Origin of the sequence: Levilactobacillus cerevisiae (assembly GCF_003946245.1) — a bacterium.
Lineage (GTDB): Bacteria > Bacillota > Bacilli > Lactobacillales > Lactobacillaceae > Levilactobacillus > Levilactobacillus cerevisiae.
The window spans coordinates 63533-85001 of sequence record NZ_RHNN01000007.1; the positions used below are offsets into that span (position 1 = coordinate 63533).

At 49.6% G+C, this 21469-nt stretch carries 17 protein-coding genes; 2 read left to right on the plus strand and 15 right to left on the minus strand.

Translation table 11 applies throughout. The features are described 5' to 3' along the window. Window positions 1-17: 17 nt before the first annotated feature. The 12 genes from EKM99_RS04420 to EKM99_RS04480 form a co-directional block, all read right to left on the minus strand. The gene (locus tag EKM99_RS04420) at window positions 18-917 is read right to left on the minus strand and encodes a F0F1 ATP synthase subunit gamma (RefSeq protein ID WP_125581344.1); all 900 of its coding nucleotides are present in this window, start codon (window positions 915-917) and stop codon (window positions 18-20) included. Between the two features lie 29 nt (window positions 918-946). After that, window positions 947-2485, minus strand: a complete 1539-nt coding sequence (gene atpA / locus EKM99_RS04425; protein WP_125581346.1) for a F0F1 ATP synthase subunit alpha — start codon at window positions 2483-2485, stop codon at window positions 947-949. Window positions 2486-2515: 30 nt separating this feature from the next. Further along, window positions 2516-3058, minus strand: coding sequence for an ATP synthase F1 subunit delta (gene atpH, locus EKM99_RS04430; protein WP_125581348.1), 543 nt, complete (start codon window positions 3056-3058; stop codon window positions 2516-2518). Next, window positions 3048-3563 (minus strand): F0F1 ATP synthase subunit B, encoded by a 516-nt coding sequence (atpF, locus tag EKM99_RS04435; RefSeq protein ID WP_125581350.1) that lies wholly within the window; start codon window positions 3561-3563, stop codon window positions 3048-3050. Before atpF ends, atpH begins: the two co-directional genes overlap by 11 nt. A 56-nt stretch (window positions 3564-3619) precedes the next feature. Then, window positions 3620-3832, minus strand: coding sequence for a F0F1 ATP synthase subunit C (gene atpE, locus EKM99_RS04440; RefSeq protein WP_125575374.1), 213 nt, complete (start codon window positions 3830-3832; stop codon window positions 3620-3622). A 32-nt stretch (window positions 3833-3864) separates the two neighbouring features. Continuing rightward, window positions 3865-4584: a F0F1 ATP synthase subunit A gene (atpB, locus tag EKM99_RS04445; RefSeq protein WP_125581352.1), complete on the minus strand. Its 720-nt coding sequence runs from the start codon at window positions 4582-4584 to the stop codon at window positions 3865-3867. 1023 nt (window positions 4585-5607) lie between these two features. Next, on the minus strand, window positions 5608-6243 hold the full coding sequence (gene upp / locus EKM99_RS04450; protein WP_125581354.1) for a uracil phosphoribosyltransferase: 636 nt from the start codon (window positions 6241-6243) through the stop codon (window positions 5608-5610). Between the two features lie 96 nt (window positions 6244-6339). Next, the gene (gene glyA, locus EKM99_RS04455) at window positions 6340-7581 is read right to left on the minus strand and encodes a serine hydroxymethyltransferase (protein WP_125581356.1); all 1242 of its coding nucleotides are present in this window, start codon (window positions 7579-7581) and stop codon (window positions 6340-6342) included. Window positions 7582-7991: 410 nt separating this feature from the next. Beyond that, window positions 7992-9008, minus strand: a complete 1017-nt coding sequence (locus EKM99_RS04460; protein ID WP_125581358.1) for an L-threonylcarbamoyladenylate synthase — start codon at window positions 9006-9008, stop codon at window positions 7992-7994. Between the two features lie 28 nt (window positions 9009-9036). Further along, on the minus strand, window positions 9037-9879 hold the full coding sequence (gene prmC, locus EKM99_RS04465; protein ID WP_125581360.1) for a peptide chain release factor N(5)-glutamine methyltransferase: 843 nt from the start codon (window positions 9877-9879) through the stop codon (window positions 9037-9039). Further along, window positions 9872-10957: a peptide chain release factor 1 gene (gene prfA / locus EKM99_RS04470; RefSeq protein WP_125581362.1), complete on the minus strand. Its 1086-nt coding sequence runs from the start codon at window positions 10955-10957 to the stop codon at window positions 9872-9874. Before prfA ends, prmC begins: the two co-directional genes overlap by 8 nt. A 456-nt stretch (window positions 10958-11413) precedes the next feature. Beyond that, on the minus strand, window positions 11414-12010 hold the full coding sequence (locus tag EKM99_RS04480; protein ID WP_125581366.1) for a thymidine kinase: 597 nt from the start codon (window positions 12008-12010) through the stop codon (window positions 11414-11416). A gap of 1373 nt (window positions 12011-13383) precedes the next feature. On the opposite strand from EKM99_RS04480, the gene EKM99_RS04485 reads away from it, so the two are divergent. Beyond that, window positions 13384-14733 carry a Mur ligase family protein gene (locus tag EKM99_RS04485; RefSeq protein WP_125581368.1) on the plus strand — a complete coding sequence of 450 codons (1350 nt, stop codon included), beginning with the start codon at window positions 13384-13386 and terminating at the stop codon, window positions 14731-14733. Further along, window positions 14730-15434: a type 1 glutamine amidotransferase gene (locus tag EKM99_RS04490; RefSeq protein ID WP_125581370.1), complete on the plus strand. Its 705-nt coding sequence runs from the start codon at window positions 14730-14732 to the stop codon at window positions 15432-15434. Before EKM99_RS04485 ends, EKM99_RS04490 begins: the two co-directional genes overlap by 4 nt. 86 nt (window positions 15435-15520) lie before the next feature. Here the strand turns inward: EKM99_RS04490 and EKM99_RS04495 are convergent, their stop codons facing one another. The 3 genes from EKM99_RS04495 to EKM99_RS04505 form a co-directional block, all read right to left on the minus strand. After that, on the minus strand, window positions 15521-16561 hold the full coding sequence (locus EKM99_RS04495; protein WP_125581372.1) for a serine hydrolase domain-containing protein: 1041 nt from the start codon (window positions 16559-16561) through the stop codon (window positions 15521-15523). Between the two features lie 1253 nt (window positions 16562-17814). Continuing rightward, window positions 17815-19656, minus strand: coding sequence for an ABC transporter ATP-binding protein (locus EKM99_RS04500; RefSeq protein WP_125581374.1), 1842 nt, complete (start codon window positions 19654-19656; stop codon window positions 17815-17817). Further along, window positions 19649-21382: an ABC transporter ATP-binding protein gene (locus EKM99_RS04505; RefSeq protein WP_125581376.1), complete on the minus strand. Its 1734-nt coding sequence runs from the start codon at window positions 21380-21382 to the stop codon at window positions 19649-19651. The genes EKM99_RS04500 and EKM99_RS04505 overlap by 8 nt, the downstream gene beginning before the upstream one ends. Window positions 21383-21469: the final 87 nt, after the last annotated feature.

Below are 21469 nucleotides of genomic sequence, written 5' to 3' on the forward strand. Positions count from 1 at the left end.
GTTAATTCCTCCCGTCATTAATTATTTAAGGCTTCCTGCCCACCAGTAATTTCGGTGATTTCAGTCGTGATCTGTGCTTGACGTGCACGGTTATAGTGCAGTTGCAAGGTCGCAATTAAATCATCAGCGTTATCAGTGGCAGACTGCATCGCGTTGGTACTTGATGCATGTTCGGCCGTCTTTGCGTCCAGAATCGCACCATAAACTAAGCTTTCCGCGTATTGCGGTAACACAACCTGGAGCACAGCTTCATCAGAAGGCTCCGTGTCATATTCGGCCGTTAATGGCGTGGCTTCGGTATCGTTTGCCGCTTCAGTCGACATCGTTTCCTTGTCAACTGGCAACATCTTCTCAGCTCGGAAACGAGATGAGATTCGGTTCACAAAATGGTTGTAGCACACGAAGAGTTCATCAAAGACCTCATCGTTGAACATCGTGGTAACGGTCTTAACAATTTCCCGAACTTCATTAAATTCAGGAACATCGCTGACCCCACGGTATTCGTACGCCACATTAACACCCCGGTGCTTGTAGAAATCAGCACCGGTACCCCCAACGGCTAACACCATGTAGTCGCTTGGATTGGGTGTCCGTTCTTTAATGAACGCATTGGCATCCCGTAAGACGCTGCTATTGTAGCTTCCCACCATTCCACGATCGGAGGTGATAACTAAATAGGCGGTTTTCTTTACTGGACGGTTCGACTGTAGGCTACTTGAGGAATTATCCAACAGATGAGACTGCGAAAGATGCATGACGACAGCCTTAACTTTAGAAACATAGTCTTGGTAGCCGACTGCTTGTTTCTGAATCTTATTTAACTTCGCGGTCGAGACCATGTGCATCGCCGCCGTAATCTGACGGGTCGCTTTCGTGGAATTAATTCGACGTTGAACGTCATGAATTGATTCAGCCATTATTTCTCACCATCCTTCCTTCAAGTATCTTAATCAGCCGTATTAGCCGCGTCATCGGCCTTGGCAGTTGGTTGGAAAGTTGTGTCGAATTCAGCAATGGCCTTTTCGAGGGAGTCGCCTTCTGGCAAGTTCCCAGTCGTGGTAATCGTGTCTTCGAGATCTTGATGGCTAGCGTCCATGTAATCAAACAGTTCGTTTTGGTAACGTAAAACGTCAGCAACTTCGAGCTTGTCCAAATGGCCATGAGTCAAAGCAAACAAGATGATAACTTCCTTAGCAACGGGAACGGATTCGTGTAAGCCTTGCTTTAAGACTTCAACGGTCCGGGCCCCACGTGCTAACCGCGCTTGGGTGGCAGCATCCAAGTCAGAACCAAATTGGGCGAAGGATTCCAGTTCACGGTAGGCAGATAAGTCCAACCGTAACGTCCCGGCAACCTTCTTCATGGCTTTGATTTGAGCGTCCCCACCAACCCGAGACACAGAAGTCCCGGCATCCATGGCTGGCCGCACACCTGAATAGAAGGAATCGCTGTTCAGGAAGATTTGACCATCGGTAATGGAAATAACGTTGGTTGGAATGTAGGCAGAAACGTCACCGGCTTTAGTTTCAATGATTGGTAAGGCCGTCATTGAACCACCGCCAAGTTCATCATTCAATTTAGCTGCCCGTTCCAATAAACGAGAGTGGGTGTAGAAAATGTCACCAGGATAAGCTTCACGACCTGGCGCACGCCGCAAGATTAAGGAAAGTTCACGGTAAGCATCGGCTTGCTTGGTTAAATCATCATAGACGATCAACACATGCTTGCCATTGTGCATGAACTCTTCACCCATGGCTGCACCGGCATATGGTGCCACGTACAGCATTGGGGCTGGTTCGGAAGGACTGGCGGTAACAACGATCGTGTAGTCCATAGCGCCGAATTTCTCTAGCGTAGAAACTTGTGACCGCACCGTAGAGGCCTTCTGACCAATAGCGACGTAGATACAGATCATATCCTGGCCCTTTTGGTTAATGATTGTATCAATGGCGATTGAGGACTTCCCAGTCTTCCGGTCACCAATGATCAATTCACGTTGGCCACGTCCAATTGGCACTAAGGCATCAATGGCCTTGATCCCAGTTTGTAGAGGTTCACTAACCCCTTGCCGGTCCATAACCCCTGGTGCTTTATGTTCAATTGGTCGCGTTTTGTCCGTGGAAATGTCCCCTTTACCGTCAATTGGTTGACCTAATGGGTTAACAACCCGGCCAATTAATTGATCGCCAACGGGAACTTCCATGATTCGGCCAGTCCGTTTAACCGTATCGCCTTCAGTAATCCCAGTGAAATCACCCAAGATAACGATACCAACGTCACTGGCTTCGAGGTTTTGGACCATCCCATAAACCCCGTTGTCAAATAACAGCAACTCACCGGCTAAAGCGTTGTTCAGGCCGTGGGCCCGAGCGACACCATCACCAACGTAAGTAACCGTACCAGTTTCTTCAACTGAGATTTCATCCTTGTAGCTGTCTAATTGTTGTTTAATTAGAGCACTGATTTCCTCAGCTTTAATGCTCATGAAAGTTTCACCTCTTTATCACCGTATTCGTTATGCTAGCAGTTGCTGCCGTAAACGATTAATTTTAGTTCGTAAGCTACCGTCAAGAACCGTATCAGCGGCCTTAATAATAACGCCACCGATCACAGCAGGATCAATCTTGCTGCTCAAGATAACCTTGTCCGCACCTACGCGCTTGGCGTAGACAGTTTCGATCTGCGCCTTTTGGTCAGCGGTTAATGCCACTGCCGTTGTCACTTCAGCGTAAACCGTGTTGTGGGCTTCATCATACAGCGTTTGGAAAGCATCGATAATATCGACTAAGTTTTCCATCCGACCGTAATCATAGGTCATTTGAATCAGGTTCTTGATATACGGTGATGCTTGCTTCAACATTGGTTGAAGCAGCGCTTCGCGATCAGCAACCTGCAGGCTAGCGTCTGAGAGCATCGTGCTCAACTGTGGGTTGTCCTGGAAGACACGCCGAAGTTCTACTAGCTCTGTGTAGCCTGACTCCAGTTGGTCTTTCTCGGACAACAATTCAAATAATGCTTTGGAGTAGCGCTTTGCTACCGTTGCCCTGTTAAGACTCATGTTGCTTCCCCAACCCTTCGATGTAAGAATCAATCAATGCCTTTTGGTCGTCACCTTTTAATTCTCGTTGAATGATCTTGGAAGCAATCTCAATAGATAAGTCCGCCACATCGTCCCGAGCATTGGATAAAGCGTCTTGGCGCTCCTGCTCGATATCTTTTTGGGCATTTTGCTTCATTGTTTGAACATCCGTTTGTGCTTGCGTCACAATTTGTTCACGTTGTTGTTGACCATTGGTCTTCGCATCGCTAACAATCGTTTGTGCCTCAGAACGAGAATTTGCTAAAGCTGCTTGGCGTTGTTGAACCAAACCAGCTGCATCGGTACGGGACTTTTCCGCTGAATCAATATCATTACTGATCTTATCAGCACGATCCTGCATCATCTTCGTGACTGGACCCCAAGCAAAAATTTTAACAATCCACATCAATAGTAAGAACGTAACGATGTAGAAAAGGGAATCTCCAAAATAAAGCGTCTGACCAATCATTAAATGTGAGAGCATCTATTGACACCTCCTTTTGCTTTTAGATATTTACAATTTTATTAGTGGAAATGTCACTACTTGTTCATAACCATCAAAGCAACAACGAAGGAAATGATAGGCATGGCTTCAACCAACCCAACACCAATGAACATGTTCGTCCGTAATTGACCTGATAATTCTGGCTGACGAACCATACCTTCAAGCATCTTAGAAATAACGATACCGTCACCGATACCACCACCAACGGCGGCACCAAACATAGCAATACCTGCTGCAATAGCTCCCATAATCTGTGTTTCCTCCTTAAATTAGATAAAACTTATTCCTCGACTTCTAGCTTTTGAGAAATATAAACTGATGACAACGTAACGAAAACGAACGCTTGGATTGCCCCTAAGAACAGAGAGAATCCTTGCCAAATCATTTCGATTGGTATAGCAACCACCATCGTTGCAATACCGTGTGAAACTGCCAGATCCCAGATTACCCCTAATAGCATTTCACCAGAGAAGATAACCCCGAAAATACGGAGACCTAACGTCAAGAAGTTCGTGAATTCCTCAAAGATGCTGATTGGAAGCCAGAACACGAAAGGCTTCAGGTAGTTCGTGAAGTGTCGCTTATATCCCAATTTCCAAACACCAGCGAACTGGGCAACCATCATGGTCATTAACGAAAACGTTAACGTCGCAATTGGGTCAGACGTTGGACTACGAACAATTGCCGCACCCCCACGTGTCGCCACTTGGATGAATAATCCCAATTCGTTAGAGATGAAGAGAAACATGAATAAAGTGAAACCCCACAAGCCAAACTTACCGACATCGCCGGCTGAAATCGACCCTTTCAAAATTCCGTTGGTAAAATCAATTAGCCATTCCAGGAAGTTTTGTCCCTTAGTAGGCTTCATGGCCAATTTTCTGGAAGTGAAAAAAACGACTGCCACAATCAGCACAAAAACAACTAGGCCGGATACAACGTTGGCAGTACTAAATGTCAGTCCCAAAAATTGGAAGGTTGAAACTGGATCATCACTCACCGAATATCACCTCTTTTCCACACTATATGAACGCAATCCCCAAGCCAACTCCCACAATAATTTCAGGCTTTTTCTCAAGAATAGCGGAATAGTGAACGAAGCGAGCGCTCCATTCAAACACACTGGAAATGATACCACCAATTCAGATAAAAGACAAAACAATTTTTCACAGTCTAAACATTCATATGAACCAACCGAAAATTCAGGCTAGAAAAGGATTGTTATCGGTTCCAAGGTGTAGTTGCGTGCGCACTCGCTAGCACAAAAGTTTCGCAGTTCACCCAACGTCTAGTAACTATTATCGCTATTGTGTTCAATTTCAACCGGCAAAGGGTCATCCTACCACAGATTGCTCCACTTCAGCAGTTAGTTAATCAACTTTGCAGCTGAACTTTGGCGACTTGAAGTGCTTATTTCGTTGGTTACCTGTTCCGCTTGTTCATTGTTCACTCAAAGATACTGCAATCAAAATCGATTGCATAACCTTATAACTGATGAGCCTAGTGTTCAGAGCAGTTAAGAGTGATTTAAAGGCACTTTTTAGACGTGTTTCTACCATGTTAGTGTTCTTGATGGCAAATGGTCTGGCGAGGCTAAGACGAGCCGCTAGCGGGATTCTTTTAAACGCATTCTGCGAGCTGACTTTAAGTGTTTTACCCTGATTCGGCCGTAGCAAGTCTTTTGACTTAGTTCGTTTGACTTGTCCTCGTCAAAGGCATCCTAATCCTGGCGGCTTCCGAAACGCGCTCCACGAGCCAGGTCCTTGCGCTTAACCCCGGTTCAGCCGTCGCAAGTCTTTAAGCTTAGTTCGTCTGATTGGTCTTCGCGCATAGTATCCCGAGTCTGGCAGCCTTTGAAACGCGCTACGCAGGGCAACTGGTTCCGCTTAACAACAGGAAGAAACTAATCCAAGCCCGGGATTAGTCCCTTCCTGCCGTTAATGCTCGCCAGTTAACCGCCCTGCTCCGCGCTCTTACCCAAATAAAGAAGAGACTCGACCCAAAGGCCGAATCTCTTTAACGTTTATTTCGTTCCGAACAGGCGGTCACCGGCATCCCCGAGGCCTGGGACAATGTAGCCGTCGTCGTTTAAGTGGTCATCCAGTGCTGCGGCGTAAATATCAACGTCTGGGTGAGCTTCGCGTAAGGCTTTGACCCCTTCTGGTGCGGATACCAGGCAAACAAACTTCATGTTCTTTGGATCAGCGCCACGCTTTTCCAAAGCATCGATAGCCATCATGGCTGAACCACCAGTAGCTAACATTGGGTCAACGATGAAAATCTGACGTTGATCAATGTCGGATGGCATCTTCACGAAGTATTCATGAGGCTGCAGGGTTTCTTCGTCACGGTACATCCCAATGTGACCAACCTTTGCAGCTGGAATCAATTCCAGAATCCCATCAACCATACCAATACCGGCACGTAAGATTGGAACAATGGCAACTTTCTTTCCTGAGAGTTCCTTGGCAGTCATCTTGCCCATTGGCGTCTCGATTTCTTTATCCTTCAATGGCATATCGCGTGAAACTTCGTACGCCATCAAAGTCGAGATTTCGTTAACGACCTCCCGAAAACTGCGAGTCCCACAGTCTTTGTTCCGGATAATCGTTAGTTTGTGTTGAATCAACGGGTGGTCAAGTACTTGAAACTTCCCCATGAATGAGCGCTCCTTTATGATTTCTTACAATTGTACCATGAATTTCCGCTACCAAAACGTCTAATTTAAAATGAAAACGTTTTTATTGCGAATTTGTTAATCCAATGCTGATAATGGATGGGCACTAGTTAACTGATGAACACTTTGCCGGACTTCAGCTAGGACCGCTTCGTCGTCCGGATTAAGGATTGTCTTCACGATTAACCGCGCCACTTCGCGACATTCGTCGGCATTAAACCCACGAGTCGTCACGGCTGGCGTCCCCAAACGAATCCCTGACGTCTTGAACGGACTGAGCTTTTCGATGGGAATGGCTTCCTTGTTGGTTGTGATCATCACACTATCTAACAGCTCTTGCGCTTGCTTCCCATTGAGAGTGGTCTCAGACAAGTCGAGAGTCATCAAGTGATTGTCAGTACCACCAGAAACCACACGGACAACGGGTGCCTGATTGAATTCATCGGCCATAGCGTGGGCATTTTCGATGATTTGCTTGCCATAATCGGTAAATTCTGGCTGGAGGTCTTCAAAGAACGCTGCGGCCTTCCCGGCAATCACGTGTTCCAACGGTCCGCCCTGAGTACCAGGGAAGACGGCGGAGTTAATGCGTTTGGCATTTTCAGCTTGGGACAGAATCAAACCGCCCCGTGGCCCGCGTAAGGTCTTGTGCGTCGTTGTTGTGACCACGTCCGCAATTCCAACTGGGCTTGGATGTAATCCAGCGGCCACCAAGCCAGCGATATGAGCCATATCAACCATCAGGTATGCGCCAACTTCATCAGCAATCTTCCGGAAAGCATGCCAGTCGATAATCCGTGAGTAAGCCGAGGCACCCGCAACAATCATCTGCGGTTTCACTTTCAACGCCAGATCCCGAATCATGTCATAGTCCAGGAGTTCGGTATCTGGGTTGAGGGCGTAACTATAAGCGTTGTAAATCTTACCCGAGAAGTTCACCTTGGCACCGTGGGTTAAATGGCCCCCGGCGTCCAGCCCCATCCCCAAAATAGTGTCTCCAGGCTTCAAAAATGCCGCATAAACGGCCTGGTTGGCCTGAGAACCGGAATGAGGCTGCACATTGGCATATTCGGCGTTAAACAGCTTCTTAGCACGGTCAATCGCCAGTTGCTCCACAACATCGATGTACTGGGTGCCCCCGTAGTACCGCTTGCCCGGATAGCCTTCCGCATACTTGTTGGTTAACACGGACCCTTGCGCCGTCCGAACGGCTTCACTAACGATATTTTCGGAAGCAATCAATTCAATAGTGTCTTCTTGGCGTTCTTCTTCCTTAGCAATGGCGCCCCATAATTCTGGATCTTTTTCTTTAAAATTCAATGGCGGTCCCTCCTGAACTGTGATTAGTCCTATTCTACCAAATTTTTCCTGCCAACGGGACTACTTCGCACTATTTATTATTTTATAAATGGCGCATCCTGTCTAACTAGCGCTGTGCCCTAAACTTAACCATAACTTGGCTTCCACAACTACACAACTAAAACACCTTCACAGCTGAAGCTCAATTCGGCTACGTTACCAACTAGCACGTAACCATCCAACATTTTTCCCCAAAAAAATACGCCAGACGGTTAACGCGTCCAGCGTAGATTATGTCACTTATTTCGGATTCGGGACAAAAAACTAGACTCGTTTTGTATCTCTAAAACTATATTGCTGAGACGTGGGACAAAAGACAGCTGGCTCTGCTTAACAATGATGATCAGCTAACCGCCTTTCGTCCCACTTTTTTACTTCTCAAAATGTTGTTGCCCGGCAGACTTGTTCAACCGGTTCATGTATGCTGCACCCAAGCCCTCAGCATCAAAGCCTTGCGCCAAGATACCGGTGACGGGCGACTCCAAATCAAAGTGGCGAAGCCCCGCAAACAGGCGGTGACTGGCACTCGCCATATCGGCACCCAACGAGAACGCCTCGGTGTTAGCTGGTAGCGTTTCGTTTTCGAGTGTGCGGTCTAACGCCATTACCCCAATCGTGCCGTCCTGTTGTGCGGCCCAAGTCAACGCAGCCGGCCAATCTGCCTCGTCATCCACAATGGTGACCTGCGCGTTAGGGGCATAGTGCTTGTATTTCATCCCCGGCGCCTTGGGAATCTCTCCCTTGCCCACCTTGTGGTGATTCGACTGGACGGTGCCAATCACAGCTTCCAATTGTTCTTCCGTCACGCCACCTGGCCGCAAAATGGTCGGGATTGCCGTGGACATGTCTAACACGGTAGATTCAACACCGACTCGAGTTGGGCCATCGTCCAAGATGCCAGCGATTTTGCCATTCAAATCATGATAAACGTGCTTGGCCAGCGTCGGACTCGGCTTCCCAGACGTATTGGCAGAGGGCCCCACCAGTGGTACCCCGGCAGCCTTGATCAAATCTAGGGTTACCTGGTTCGCTGGATTGCGGAAAGCGGCCGTATTCAGACCACCCGTCACGGCCTTCGATAACGCTCCTGGTTGTAAGTTAAAAATCAACGTCAACGGACCCGGCCAAAACGCCTTGATCAACGCCTCCGCCTTAGCAGACAGTGGTTGCGCATAGTGCTTGACGGTGTCTTCACCAGTCACGTGCACAATCAGTGGGTTGTCACTAGGCCGGCCCTTAGCCAGATAAACCTGCTTCACGGCAGCTTCATTCGTGGCGTCGGCACCTAAACCGTAAACAGTTTCCGTTGGGAAGGCCACCAATTGACCGGCCTTAATGGCCGCGGCCGCCTCGTCAATTTCATTTGGTTGAAAAATCTTGGTTTCCATACTGATTCTCTAATCTCCCATCCTAAACTTACAGCTGAACCCGAACCATCCGGTCATGACCATCAATATCAGCCTTAATTGTCACCGTTGCATTAGGCAACGCCGTTTGAAAAATCTCGCGCACGGCTGGCCCTTGGCGGTAGCCAATTTCAGCAAAAAATTGACCGCCCAATACCAAATAGTCCCGGAGTTCCGCCGCAAATCGTTGGTAAAATGCCAATCCGTGATTCGCCGCAAACAGCGCGCCCTGAGGCTCATAGCGTTTGACCGATTCGTCCATCTCGGACAACTCCGTCCGATCGATGTAGGGCGGATTCGATACGATGATGTCAAATCGCTGACCGGTTACTGGTGTAAATAAATCACCCACAGCAAAGGTCACATCGCTATTTAAGCGCTGCGCATTGGTCTGAGCAACCGCCACCGCGTCAACCGAAATATCCGTCGCCGTGAGTTGCCAATTCGGCCGTTCAGCCGCCAAAGTAAGCGCAATGGCGCCACTCCCAGTCCCCACGTCTAAGACCCGTACTGTTGCGTCAGTCGCCGTTTCCATGATCCACTCAACCAATTCTTCCGTCTCCTGGCGCGGAATCAACGTCGCCGGGGTGACGCGAAACTCTCGCCCATAAAACGGTGCGTGGCCTAACACGTACTGAGCAGGCTCACCCGCACACACCCGCGCGACCCGCTTTTCATAAGTAGCTAGTCCCTGCGCTGTCAGTGGTTCGCGGTAATGTTGTACCAATTGGGTAAAGGACCAGCCTTGCCCCTCTTGCATCAAGTACTGGGCAACGCTGGTCTCTAATCCCGCCGCCGACAGCTGTTGCTCGGCAGCCTTTAACGCCATCAAAATGGTGGTTGTTTTAGCCATTGTTCTTTAAGTTTTCGAGCTTAGCCGCCTGATCAGATAGAATCAGAGCATCAATGATGTCATCTAATTCCCCGTTCATCACGCGGTCCAGCTTGTTCAACGTCAAGCCGATACGGTGGTCAGTTACCCGGTTTTGCGGGTAATTGTAGGTCCGAATCCGTTCAGAACGGTCCCCGGTCCCCACGGCTGATTTCCGTTCGGCGTTGTAGGCGTCTTCTTCTTGCGTCTTGTAATAGTCGTAGACCCGTGCCCGTAAAATGGTCATGGCCTTCGCCCGGTTTTGTTGTTGTGACCGTTCGTCTTGCATCGCAACCACGATTCCCGTAGGCAAGTGGGTCATCCGCACAGCAGAGGATGTCTTGTTAATATGTTGGCCACCGGCGCCAGAGGAACGGTAAACGTCGGTCCGAATGTCCTTCGGGTCGATATCAATGTCCACGTCTTCTTCTTCTGGCATGACCCCAACCGTGGCGGTACTGGTATGCACCCGACCGGCTGATTCCGTTGCGGGTACCCGTTGCACTCGGTGAGCCCCGTTTTCATACTTCAGCTTAGAATAAACCTTGTCACCCGTGATCATCAAAACGATTTCCTTGAAGCCACCAACCTCGGTCGCGTTCTCGTCAACAATTTCAATTTTCCAGCCCTGACGTTCGGCATACTTGGAGTACATGCTGAAGAGGTCTGCCGCAAACAAACTGGCTTCGTCACCACCGGCTGCCCCGTGGATTTCCATAATGATGTTCTTGTCATCATTCGGGTCCTTCGGCAAAAGTAGAACTTTAATGTCGTCTTCCAGCTTTTCCTTTTGGGTGGTCAGATCTTTCAATTCATCTTTGACCATTGCGTCCATGTCATCGTCGAGCTTTTCGCGTAACATCTCGTCGTCATCGGCGATTTGCTGCGTGACTTCTTGATATTGGTGGTACTTGTCCACCGTCTCACGAAGTTCCCCCTCTTCTTTAGAGAGCTTCATAAATTTTTGTGTATCGGCAATGACTTCAGGGTCACTGATTAATTCGTTCAGTTCATCGTAGCGATCCGCTACGGCCTGGAGCTTGTCAAACATTTCATCCATCTGATTTAACCTCGTTTCAAATTATCATGCGATTACGTCTGTAGCGAACCAAACTGGTACTTGATTCGCCTCCAGGATAGTGAAAATGGGACCGGAACGCTGTGGGCGGACGCTCGGAGCCAAAGGACGGTCTCCAGCTTACTTTGAACCACTGAGAAACGCGTTTCAAAGATACCAATCTTCTAAGTGGCAAATACCACCGCTAAGAAGATTCCCACGGCTTGGCCCATTTCACTATCCTTGCAGCTGACACAGTTTTTATGGGCAACGCCGTATTCATCGTTGCCATTTCATAAGCGACAATTAAAGCGTGAAACTCAGGCACAGTGTCACATCTTGATGCAATTTTACAGCATCCGTGCGTCTATCAGTCGAATCTATTCAGACCGAACCACCAGTGTACCATAGCTAGCGCCTACTGTAACTGTCAAACACGCTTTACCTACTGTACATTTCCTACTTTGGTCGCGACTTTCCAATCTGGTCCAATGGTGGGTTGAAATAGTGCCGCCGACAAACGGGGTAATAGGCCTCGTTGCCGCCGATTTGGACCTGTTCGCCTTCGTAGACTGGCTTATTGTCGTGGAACCGTAAATTCATGATGGCCTTCTTGGTACAGAACCAACAAATGGTCTTCATTTCCTCGATTTTATCCGCATACAGCAACAGGTATTTAGACCCTTCAAACAGTTCGTTGCGGAAATCATTTTTCAGTCCGAACGTCATGACCGGAATCTTGAGTTCGTCGACCACGCGGGCCAGTTGGAAAACGTGTTCCTTGGTCATAAACTGCGCTTCATCAATCAGCACACAGTTTGCCTTGGCATCGATCCGTTGAATTTCGTCGTACAGGTTTGTATCCTTTTCAATTGGGTGTGCTGTGCGTTTCAACCCAATGCGACTAGCCACTTGCCCTACGCCCTCGCGCGTATCCAAGCCACTGGTCATGATGATGACCCGCTTGCCTTGTTCCTCATAGTTATGGGCGACCTTCAAGATTTCAATGGTCTTCCCGCTATTCATTGCGCCGTACCGAAAAAATAGCTGCGCCACTTTACTCCCACCTTTTTGACAGTTTCTATCTATTATAGCCGATTCCCCTAGAAAATTCGACCGTCACGTAAAAATTAAGCCGGTCGTTGTTGGCGCCTGCCGGGCAGTTGAAAATGGGATTGGAACGCTGTGGGCAGGACGTCCAGAGCCAAAGAACGGTCTCTGAACTTGCTTTGAACCGCTGAAAAACGCGTTTCAAAGTCACCATTTATCGCGAAGTTCACGCGATAAATCCCACGGCTGAACCCATTTTCAACTGTCCTCTCGGCAAACGGCGGTTAATTTACGACGTGGAACATTTTTCAAGGAAACGTGGGCTACCAATCGGTAACTTCCGGTATCAATAAATGTCGACAAGCAAGTGTTACTTGTATAACAACACTGTCAGTGTCCCCATTTTGGTGAAAATGGAACCAGAACGCTGTGGGCGGACACCCAGAGCCACAGGACAGTCTCTGGGATGCTTTGAGCCGGAGCCCCCGTCTCAAAGGCACCAATTCCCTAAGCGGCAAAACCCACCGCTAAGGGAATTCCCACGGCTGGGCCCATTTCACCAGCCTGTGGCTAACGTCTGTTTAATTCGCTAGGTTTGTGTTCTCTTTTTTCCTCAATGTTTCCGTGTTCCTTCAAAGTTAAAGGGTGACCCTTGGGACGATTCATGGTAAGCTGTTCTTGCATCAAGACGAAGACCTCTTTCATTGTTTGTGTAGGAACTCCAATGATACCTGAGATTTACGTCTTGGTGTATTTATTTTGTCCTAAATTCTAAGTGGCTAACTTGCCGCAAAAAATTAGACTGTACACCAACGCCTGCAAAATACGCGATTGAACCTATTTGGAAGCAAACTTCTCTCTCAGCAATCACAGGAGATGACATCCCAATAATTAAAGTTGTCCAGCAAACGCGAAACACCACGCCTAAACCGTGAACACAAGCCCACCTCCCCCGCTAAGTGACCGCCGTGGCCGCTCCCAACAACCTTCCCGGACAACACACCATCAAGAGCCGGAGGAAGCCAGGACGGAGCCAGCTGTGTCGATGGCGTTAGACCGAGCGTTCTTCTCGGCCTTACGCCATGGGACAACCTTTGAGACGCGCGAACTTCGCGGCTTAAAGTTGAGGTGGAAGCCCGCTCTCCAGGCTGGAACCGGCCCCACAGCAGGCGTAGTCCTGGAAGCCGCAGGCGGCCAATCATCCACAAGCTGCTCTCAAATACGTTCTGTTAGAACAGGCCATTCCGGCGGTTTCCTTGCGTTTTTAGAAAGTTCGGGCGTTGTGCTCCCTTTCAAGCGGAAAAAATGCTAAAATTAAGGCTTGAATATTAAGGAAACCGACACTAAAAAATCTTGTCGCGATTAAGGAGCGAAATTGCATGTCATTCAGAAGCGGCGTTGCCACCTTCGCGGGGAAATCCTCTTACTGGTTTCTCCACACGTTTCTACACGGGGGGAGTTCCCTGCCCGGAAAAATCACGTTAAAGCTTGACCCAAATATTTTGCGTACATTGGGTGCCAAGTACGACGTGGTTGTGATTACAGGAACCAACGGTAAAACGTTGACGACGGCCTTGACCGTCTCCGTTTTACATGAAAAATTTCCGACGATTCTGACGAATCCGACTGGCTCCAACATGGAACAAGGGATCGTCACGACTTTTTTAAACGCTAAAAATCCTAAGACCGGCCGACCTTTAGCCGTGTTGGAAGTCGATGAAGCCAACGTGATTAAGGTCACCCAATATATTGAACCGAAAGCATTTGTCTTCACGAACATTTTCCGGGACCAAATGGATCGCTACGGTGAAATTTACACCACCTACCAAAAGATTTTAGATGGCGTAGCACTGGCGCCCAAGGCAACGATTATTGCCAACGGGGACTCCCCCATTTTCCATTCCAAGGAGTTACCAAACCCCATCGAATATTACGGTTTCGATGACCAGCCCGATACCGACATGAAGGCAAAACCCAATACGGACGGCGTGTTGTGCCCCAACTGTGAGCACATCCTGCACTACCATTCACTGACCTACAGCAACCAGGGCAAGTATTTCTGCCCCAACTGTGGCTTCTCGCGGCCAGAATTGACCTACCGGCTGACGAAACTAGGCGCACAAACCCCAACGTCTTCTAAATTTGAAATTGACGGTCACCCCTTCAAAATTCAAGTTGGGGGCACCTACAACATTTATAACGCCTTGGCAGCGTATGCCGTGGGCCGTTTCATGGGTGTCGAGCCGGAACAAATCAGTAACGCCTTCAATGCCAATCAACAGGTCTTCGGGCGCCAAGAAGTCATCGACGTCGACGGCAAGCGGGTCACCATTATTCTGGTCAAGAACCCAGTTGGATTGGATCAAGTGTTGCACATGATTGGTACCGATACCCAGCCCTTCTCTTTGGTTGGCCTGTTAAACGCGAACTACGCCGATGGTATCGACACCAGTTGGATTTGGGACGGCGACTTTGAACAGTTAGCTGACCGCGACATCCCCACGGTGATTACCGGTGGCGAGCGTTACAAGGACATCACGTTCCGGCTAAAAGTGGCTGGAATTCCAGATGACCGCCACATTGTCGAGCCCAATTTGGAAAAAGTGGTCGACGAAATTAAGAAGGTTACCACTGACCACGTCTACGTGCTGGCAACTTACACGGCTATGCTCCAGATGCGCAAAATTTTGGCTGATAAAGGTTACGTCAAGGAGGGACTCGGAATATGAGCTACGAACTAAACGTCGCCCACTTGTACGGCGACCTGATGAACACTTATGGCGACGTTGGAAATATTCTGGCGTTGAACTACTATGCCAAGCAAATGGACGTGACTTTGAACGTCAAGGTGGTTAGTCTGGAAGAAGACTTTACCTCTGCTGCTTACGACCTCGCCTTCTTCGGTGGTGGCCAAGACTTTGAGCAGACCATCGTCTCGCAAGACATCCAAACTAAAAAAGCCGAATTAACTAAATTCATCGAGTCTGGCGGCCCACTTTTAGCCATCTGTGGCGGGTTCCAATTGTTGGGCCACTACTACATTGGGGCTGACGGCGAAAAACTGCCCGGTATTGGCGCTCTGGACCACTACACGTTGGCCCAGGACCACAACCGGTTCATCGGTAACATTGTCATCAAAAACCAGGAAACTGGCGAAACTTACCACGGCTTTGAGAACCACCAAGGCCTCACCTACCTAGGCAAAGATGAGCGGCCACTGGGTAACGTGGTCTCTGGTAAGGGGAACAACGGTGAAGACGGTACGGAGGGCGCTATTTATAAGAACGTTTATTGTTCTTACTTCCACGGCCCCATCCTGACACGGAACGGCGACATTGCGAAGCACCTGCTGATTGCGGCCCTGCAACGCAAGTACCCGGACGTCGACTTCAGCAAGCAGGAAGCTTTACCCATTCCAGCGACCTTCTAATGACTTTGAACAGAACATATTAACGCCAACAGGCACTAGTACATTCCCACTTTGTGAGGATGTGCTAGTGCCTGTTTTATTCTTCCCTATTTGCTAAAATCAGCTTGATTGTACCGGCTCTTTTCCGCCAAATACGTGCCAATCACGGCGTTGCGTTGGTCTAAATACGGTTCGTTAGGCGCCACCGGATGAACCCGATTGGTCAGGAAGACCATGGACTGATGCGCCTGCTGGTCAATCACCAGGTAGGTCCCGGTGAAGCCCGAGTGCCAAATCACGCGGTGGGGCGTCGGCCATTGGGTCGTGGTCAGCGCCCAGCCCAGTGAGCGGCCAGCCGTACCGGTGGGCGTCAAATCCGTTGCCAGCTGTTCAATCAGCACCGGTGGCAAGACTGCCGGCACCTTTTCCGGTTGACAATAGGCCTGGCAAAAGCGTGCTAAGTCATCGACCGTGCTGAACAAGCCCGCCGAACCACACCGCCGCTGGAGGACGTAACCTTTGGGATCGTGGACTTCTCCACGAATCAATCCCCGTTCCGTCGTCTGAGCAGTGGGTACGCAATTTAATGGATTGGTCGGCGTAAACGTACTGTGCACCATGCCTAAGGGGGTTAACACCCGCCGCTGAGCGACCACTTGAATCGGCTCCCCCAACACCTTTTCCACAATCCACCCCAGAAAAATATAGTTCACATCAGCATAAACCATTTGCCGGTTAAACGTCGGCCCCACGTGTAGGTGGGATAACGCGACCGTTAGCTCGGAGGCCGCTAATTGGTTGCGGTTGGGGATGTAGCCCGTAATGCCTGACGTGTGCGTGAGTAAGTGCTGCACCGTCACCCGCGTGTCTGACCACTCGGGTAAGTAATCGCTGAGGGGGTCATCTAACCGTAACCGCCCCTCCGCTAAGAGTTGAAGAACTACACTCAGCGTCGCCACCACCTTGGTCAAGGAAGCCACGTCATACAACATCCCTGGTCGCAAGGGTTCGGGTTGCGGAATCAGTGCCGCTTGCCCGTACTGGCCAGTTTCTACTCGGTCACCGTCAATCAGCGCAAAGCTCACGCCAGGGACTACTTTTTCCGCCACCAGCCGCTGCAGGGCCGCTTTCGTTTGCGTATACGTCATGGATTGCACCTCTCTCTTCTCTACTAGCCCCCATTGTACCCATCCGCCACCTCGGTTGGCAATCCAAGATTGTGTTAAACCTTAGTGGTAGTTTTATTTGGCCTCGCCAGTGCCTCCGGGCTGGTGAAAATGAGACCGGACCGCTGTGGGCGGCCGTCTGGAGCCGAAAAGCGGTCTCCAGACTTACTTTGAGCCGCTAAGAAACGCGTCTCAAAGATACCAATTGCCTAAGCGGCTGACGCCACTAAGGCAATTCCCACGGCTTAGCCCATTTTCACCAGCCCTGCGGCTTACATTGATTGAATCCGTACCACGCGTTTGACGTCTGCGGATTGTCCGGTGTGTTCGCCATCACTGGTTATCCCAATGTTCCAGTACTAAGGTTCGTCTCCGTTGTCACTGGAAACGCAGCGTTCTAACAATCTTCCGCCTCGCTTTACCCAGCCGCACATTTCCAAGGTCGTCCCACGGCCTGACCTGAGAAAATCACTCAGCTAATGCCATCGACACAGCTGGGCACCTTGACTCGCCTCTGGTCACTCACACGGATGCACTAAGTTTCAACAAATGTTAATTGCCGTTGGCTCATTATTGCTGGCTTATTTTCACTAGCCTTTCATATCAAAACGGTTGAACCCGTGCCAAGCATTTAATGTCTGAGCCATATTTCCAGTTTGCCACCATGAATTGAATTCATCACCGGCTAAACTGTCGGGAAGTCGTTCACAAAAGTTAGGCTGGAGCACCGAGGAAGAAATGAGTGTGGCCGTGTTAAGCGAACCCAATTGCCACCTGACGCACGTTTCGGCAATGTAAAGTCGAATGACCAAATCCCACGGCTGAATCTACAGGGACAGTAACCATTTATTATCGCAAATTATTATAGACGAACGTTGCCAGTCCAGCGATAATCACATCAATGTCACGTTAAGAACAACCATAACCGGAGGAGGCCAGAGGTGGAGGTAGCTGTGTCGACGGTGTTAGCTGGGAACCAGCTTACATCGTGGGACGCGTTTGAAGCCTGTCGTTTTTGGACAGGCTTCAAACCGAGCCGGAGGACCGCCCCTCAGGCCGCAGGCGGTCCCCATAGCAGCCGGAATCTCTGACAGCCGCAGGTGGTAATCTCCAACCAACTTTATGGCTAGCATCCCTGTTAGCTGGGCTTTCATTCTTCAATCCAAAAGAAAAGTGCCCCGCCAAGCATCTGGTAGCGCACAAATTTTCCTTTTAACGTCGGACACACACTTAGCCTAAGCCAAGTCGTTGCCCGTGAATTGACTGTTGTAGAGGTCGGCGTAGAAGCCATTGGCCGCTAACAGCGTGTTGTGATTCCCCGTTTCGACAATGTGGCCGTGGTTCATGACCACAATGTTTTCGGCATTTTGAATCGTTGACAACCGGTGAGCGACCACAAAGCTGGTTCGGCCCGCCAAGAGGCGCTTCATGGCCTGTTGAATCAACATTTCTGTCCGTGTATCGACTGAACTCGTGGCTTCATCCAAGATGAGGACATCTGGATCAGCGACGAACGCCCGGGCAATCGTCAACAGTTGCCGTTGCCCTTGCGAAATGTTCGTGGCTGCTTCGTTCAGAACAGTATCATACCCTTCAGGCAGCTGCCGGATAAAGGTGTCCGCGTGGGCCGCTTTAGCAGCCTTGTAAACGTCCTCTTCCGTCGCATCTTCCCGCCCGTATTTGATATTATCAAAAATCGAGCCGGTAAAGAGCCAAGTATCCTGGAGCACCATCGCAAAGTGACGGCGCAAGTCTGTCCGCCCAACGGCGTGGGTGTCCTGACCACGGTACTTGATTTGGCCAGCATCGACGTCGTAGAAGCGTTCCAACAAGTTGATGATGGTCGTCTTCCCGGCACCGGTTGGCCCGACAATCGCGACCATTTCGCCCGGTTTAACCTTCAGATTGAAGTCCTCAATCAACGGGTTATTTCCCACGTACTTGAAGGCCACGTTATCAAATTCAATGACATTGCCCGCTTCGGCCGTGTGTTCTGGCAACTCAGCGGTCTTCGTTTCGGTCATGTTTTCTTCGTCCAGCACGGAGAAAATCCGTTCTGCGGAAGCAATCGTGGCTTGAATCGTGTTGGTCAAATTGGCCATCTGGGTGATTGGCTGTGAAAACTGGTTAGTGTATTGTAGGAAGGCTTGCACGTTCCCCAAGCTAACCGTCCCGTTGGCCACTTGAATCCCACCGATAACGGCGACGGCCAAGTAGTCCAGGTTCTTGACGAAGTTCATCAGGGGAAAAATCAAACTAGAAACAAATTGGGCCTTCCACGCTGATTGGTAGTACTTTTGGTTATGCTCTTCAAATTCTTCTTGGGTGGCATCCTCGCGGTTAAACGTCTTGACCACGGTATGGCCAGCGTAGGTTTCTTCAACCGTATTGTTCAGGAGCCCCAGGTTCTTCTGTTGACTCGCAAAGAACCGCTGTGACTTTGGTGCCACGATTCCGACCACCAGAATACTCAGTGGCACGGAAATCAGGGCAACCAACGTTAACCACCCACTGATGGTCAGCATCATGTACAGAACACCGAAGAACGTTAAGAAACTCGTCACCATTTGCGACAAGGTCTGTTGCAGCGTGCCCCCGATGTTATCCATATCGTTGGCCATCCGAGACATCAGATCCCCGTTGCTATGGGTGTCGTAGTAACTAATTGGCAAGCGTTGCATCTTTTCCTTCAGGTCGCGCCGTAACCGGTAAACGACCTTTTGGGAGATCCAACTCATAATCAGCTGTTGCACAATCCCAAATAAAGCGGCACCGGCATACATGATGCCGACGACCAGGAGAATGTGGCCAATCTTACCAAAGTCAACTGGCAGGCTGTGAATCGCGATTCCGGCCTTAATTTCAGCCGTCCCCTTCATCACGCCTTTAAACAGTTCGGTCGTGGCCTGCCCCAAAATCTTAGGCGTCTTAATTTGTAAGACTACCGAGACGATGGCGAAGACTAAGACGACGAAGATACCGGGAAGCCAGGCTTTCATGTAGCGGAACAACCGGAAAGTCGTTCTCCAAAATTTTTGTGGCCGTTGTTTGGTAGCGGCACCGCGTCCATTACGCATCGACGGTATCCCCCTTCCGCAGTTGTGATTCCAGAATTTCTTGGTAAGTCTTGTTGGTGTCCTTCAATTCATCGTGTGTCCCTTGACCAACAATCTTCCCACCGTCGATGACCAGAATCAAATCGGCATCGGCAACCGTGGAGACCCGTTGGGCAACGATGACCGTCACACCATTTTGCACCTGTTCATCTTTCCGCAAGTCCTGTCTTAACAGGGAGTCCGTCTTGAAGTCCAAGGCAGAGAACGAGTCATCAAAAATGTAGACACTGGCGCGTTTCAAAATCGTCCGTGCAATCACCAACCGTTGGCGTTGACCACCGGAGAAGTTATCTCCGTTCTGTTCAACCACCCCGTCGAGGCCGCCCTCTTCTTTGATGAAGTCACTCGCTTGCGCAACGTCCAGGGCGTGCCAAATCTCAGCGTCCGTCGCCTCTGGCATCCCAAACACCATGTTGCTCCGCACGGTACCAGAGAACAGCACAGCTTGTTGCTGCGTAATGGAAATGGCTGCGTGCAAGGCTTCTTGGCTCATTGCGGTCAACGGCGTGCCGTTCAACTTAATTTGGCCGCTTTCCGGATCAAACAGTCGCGGAATCAGGTTGACCAGCGTGGATTTACCCGAACCGGTCCCCCCAATAATCGCCACCGTCTGCCCGGCCGTCGCCGCAAAGTTCACGTCCGCCAAAGCCAATTTCTCAGCCCCAGTATAGCGGAAGTTCACGTGATCAAAGACTAAGCTGGCAGTGTCGGTCTTCAAATCGACTGGTTGGTCAGCATCATTAATTTTGCTCTTCAAGTCCATGACTTCGTTGATCCGTGCAGCAGAGGCTTGCGCCCGGGGTACAAACACGAACACCATGGAAACCATCATGAAACTGATCAGTAACTGGGTAGCATATGTCATGAAGGCAACCAAATTACCCACTTCCATTGCTTGATGGCCAATCAATTGGCCCCCATACCAGACAATCCCAATGTTAGTCCCACTGACAATCAACGTAATTACGGGGAACATCAGGGAGACAATCATGAAGACTTTAATCCCAGTACTGGTGTAATCCTGGTTGGCACCTTCAAATCGGTCTTGTTCAAATTTATCCTGGTTAAAGGCCCGGATGACCCGGACCCCAGTCAAGCCTTCCCGGAAGACCAAGTTAATCCGGTCAATCTTCTTTTGCAGGCTCTTGAACAATGGCACGGCAAAGTACATGATCAGCCCAGTAAACAGTGCCAAGATTGGCAAAGCAACCAGGAAGACCATGGTCAACCGGGGACTCTTCACGTAGGCCAAGATCCCGGCCCCAACTAACATAATTGGTGCCATCAACATCATCCGCAGCATTTGCACCATGACGTTTTGAATCTGCACCACATCGTTGGTCGTCCGGGTAATCAATGAAGCATTCCCGACCGTTTCAAACTCTTCGGTAGAAGCAAACGTAACTTTCTTAAATAAATTGGTCCGGATTCGTTGGCCCATCTTCTGCGACTGAGTCGACGCAAAATAAACGTTACCAGCGGCACCCAGCACCCCAATGAAGCTCAACAGGAGCATCTGGCCACCAGTCCGCCAGATGTAGCCGATATCGTTGTTGGCAATCCCTTTATCGATGATGTCCGAAGTCAACGTCGGTAAAGAAAGGTCACAGGCAACTTGAATAATCATAAACCCAACAGCAAGGGCTACAGCCCACCAGTCCAAGTGTTTTCGGGCAAGTCGCATCATGAGAAATTTGGCCTTCTTTCTTCTAAGGTTACTCTATAAAACATCAAAACGCATATGCGATAATTATACTCGCCTGAATTGTGTTTG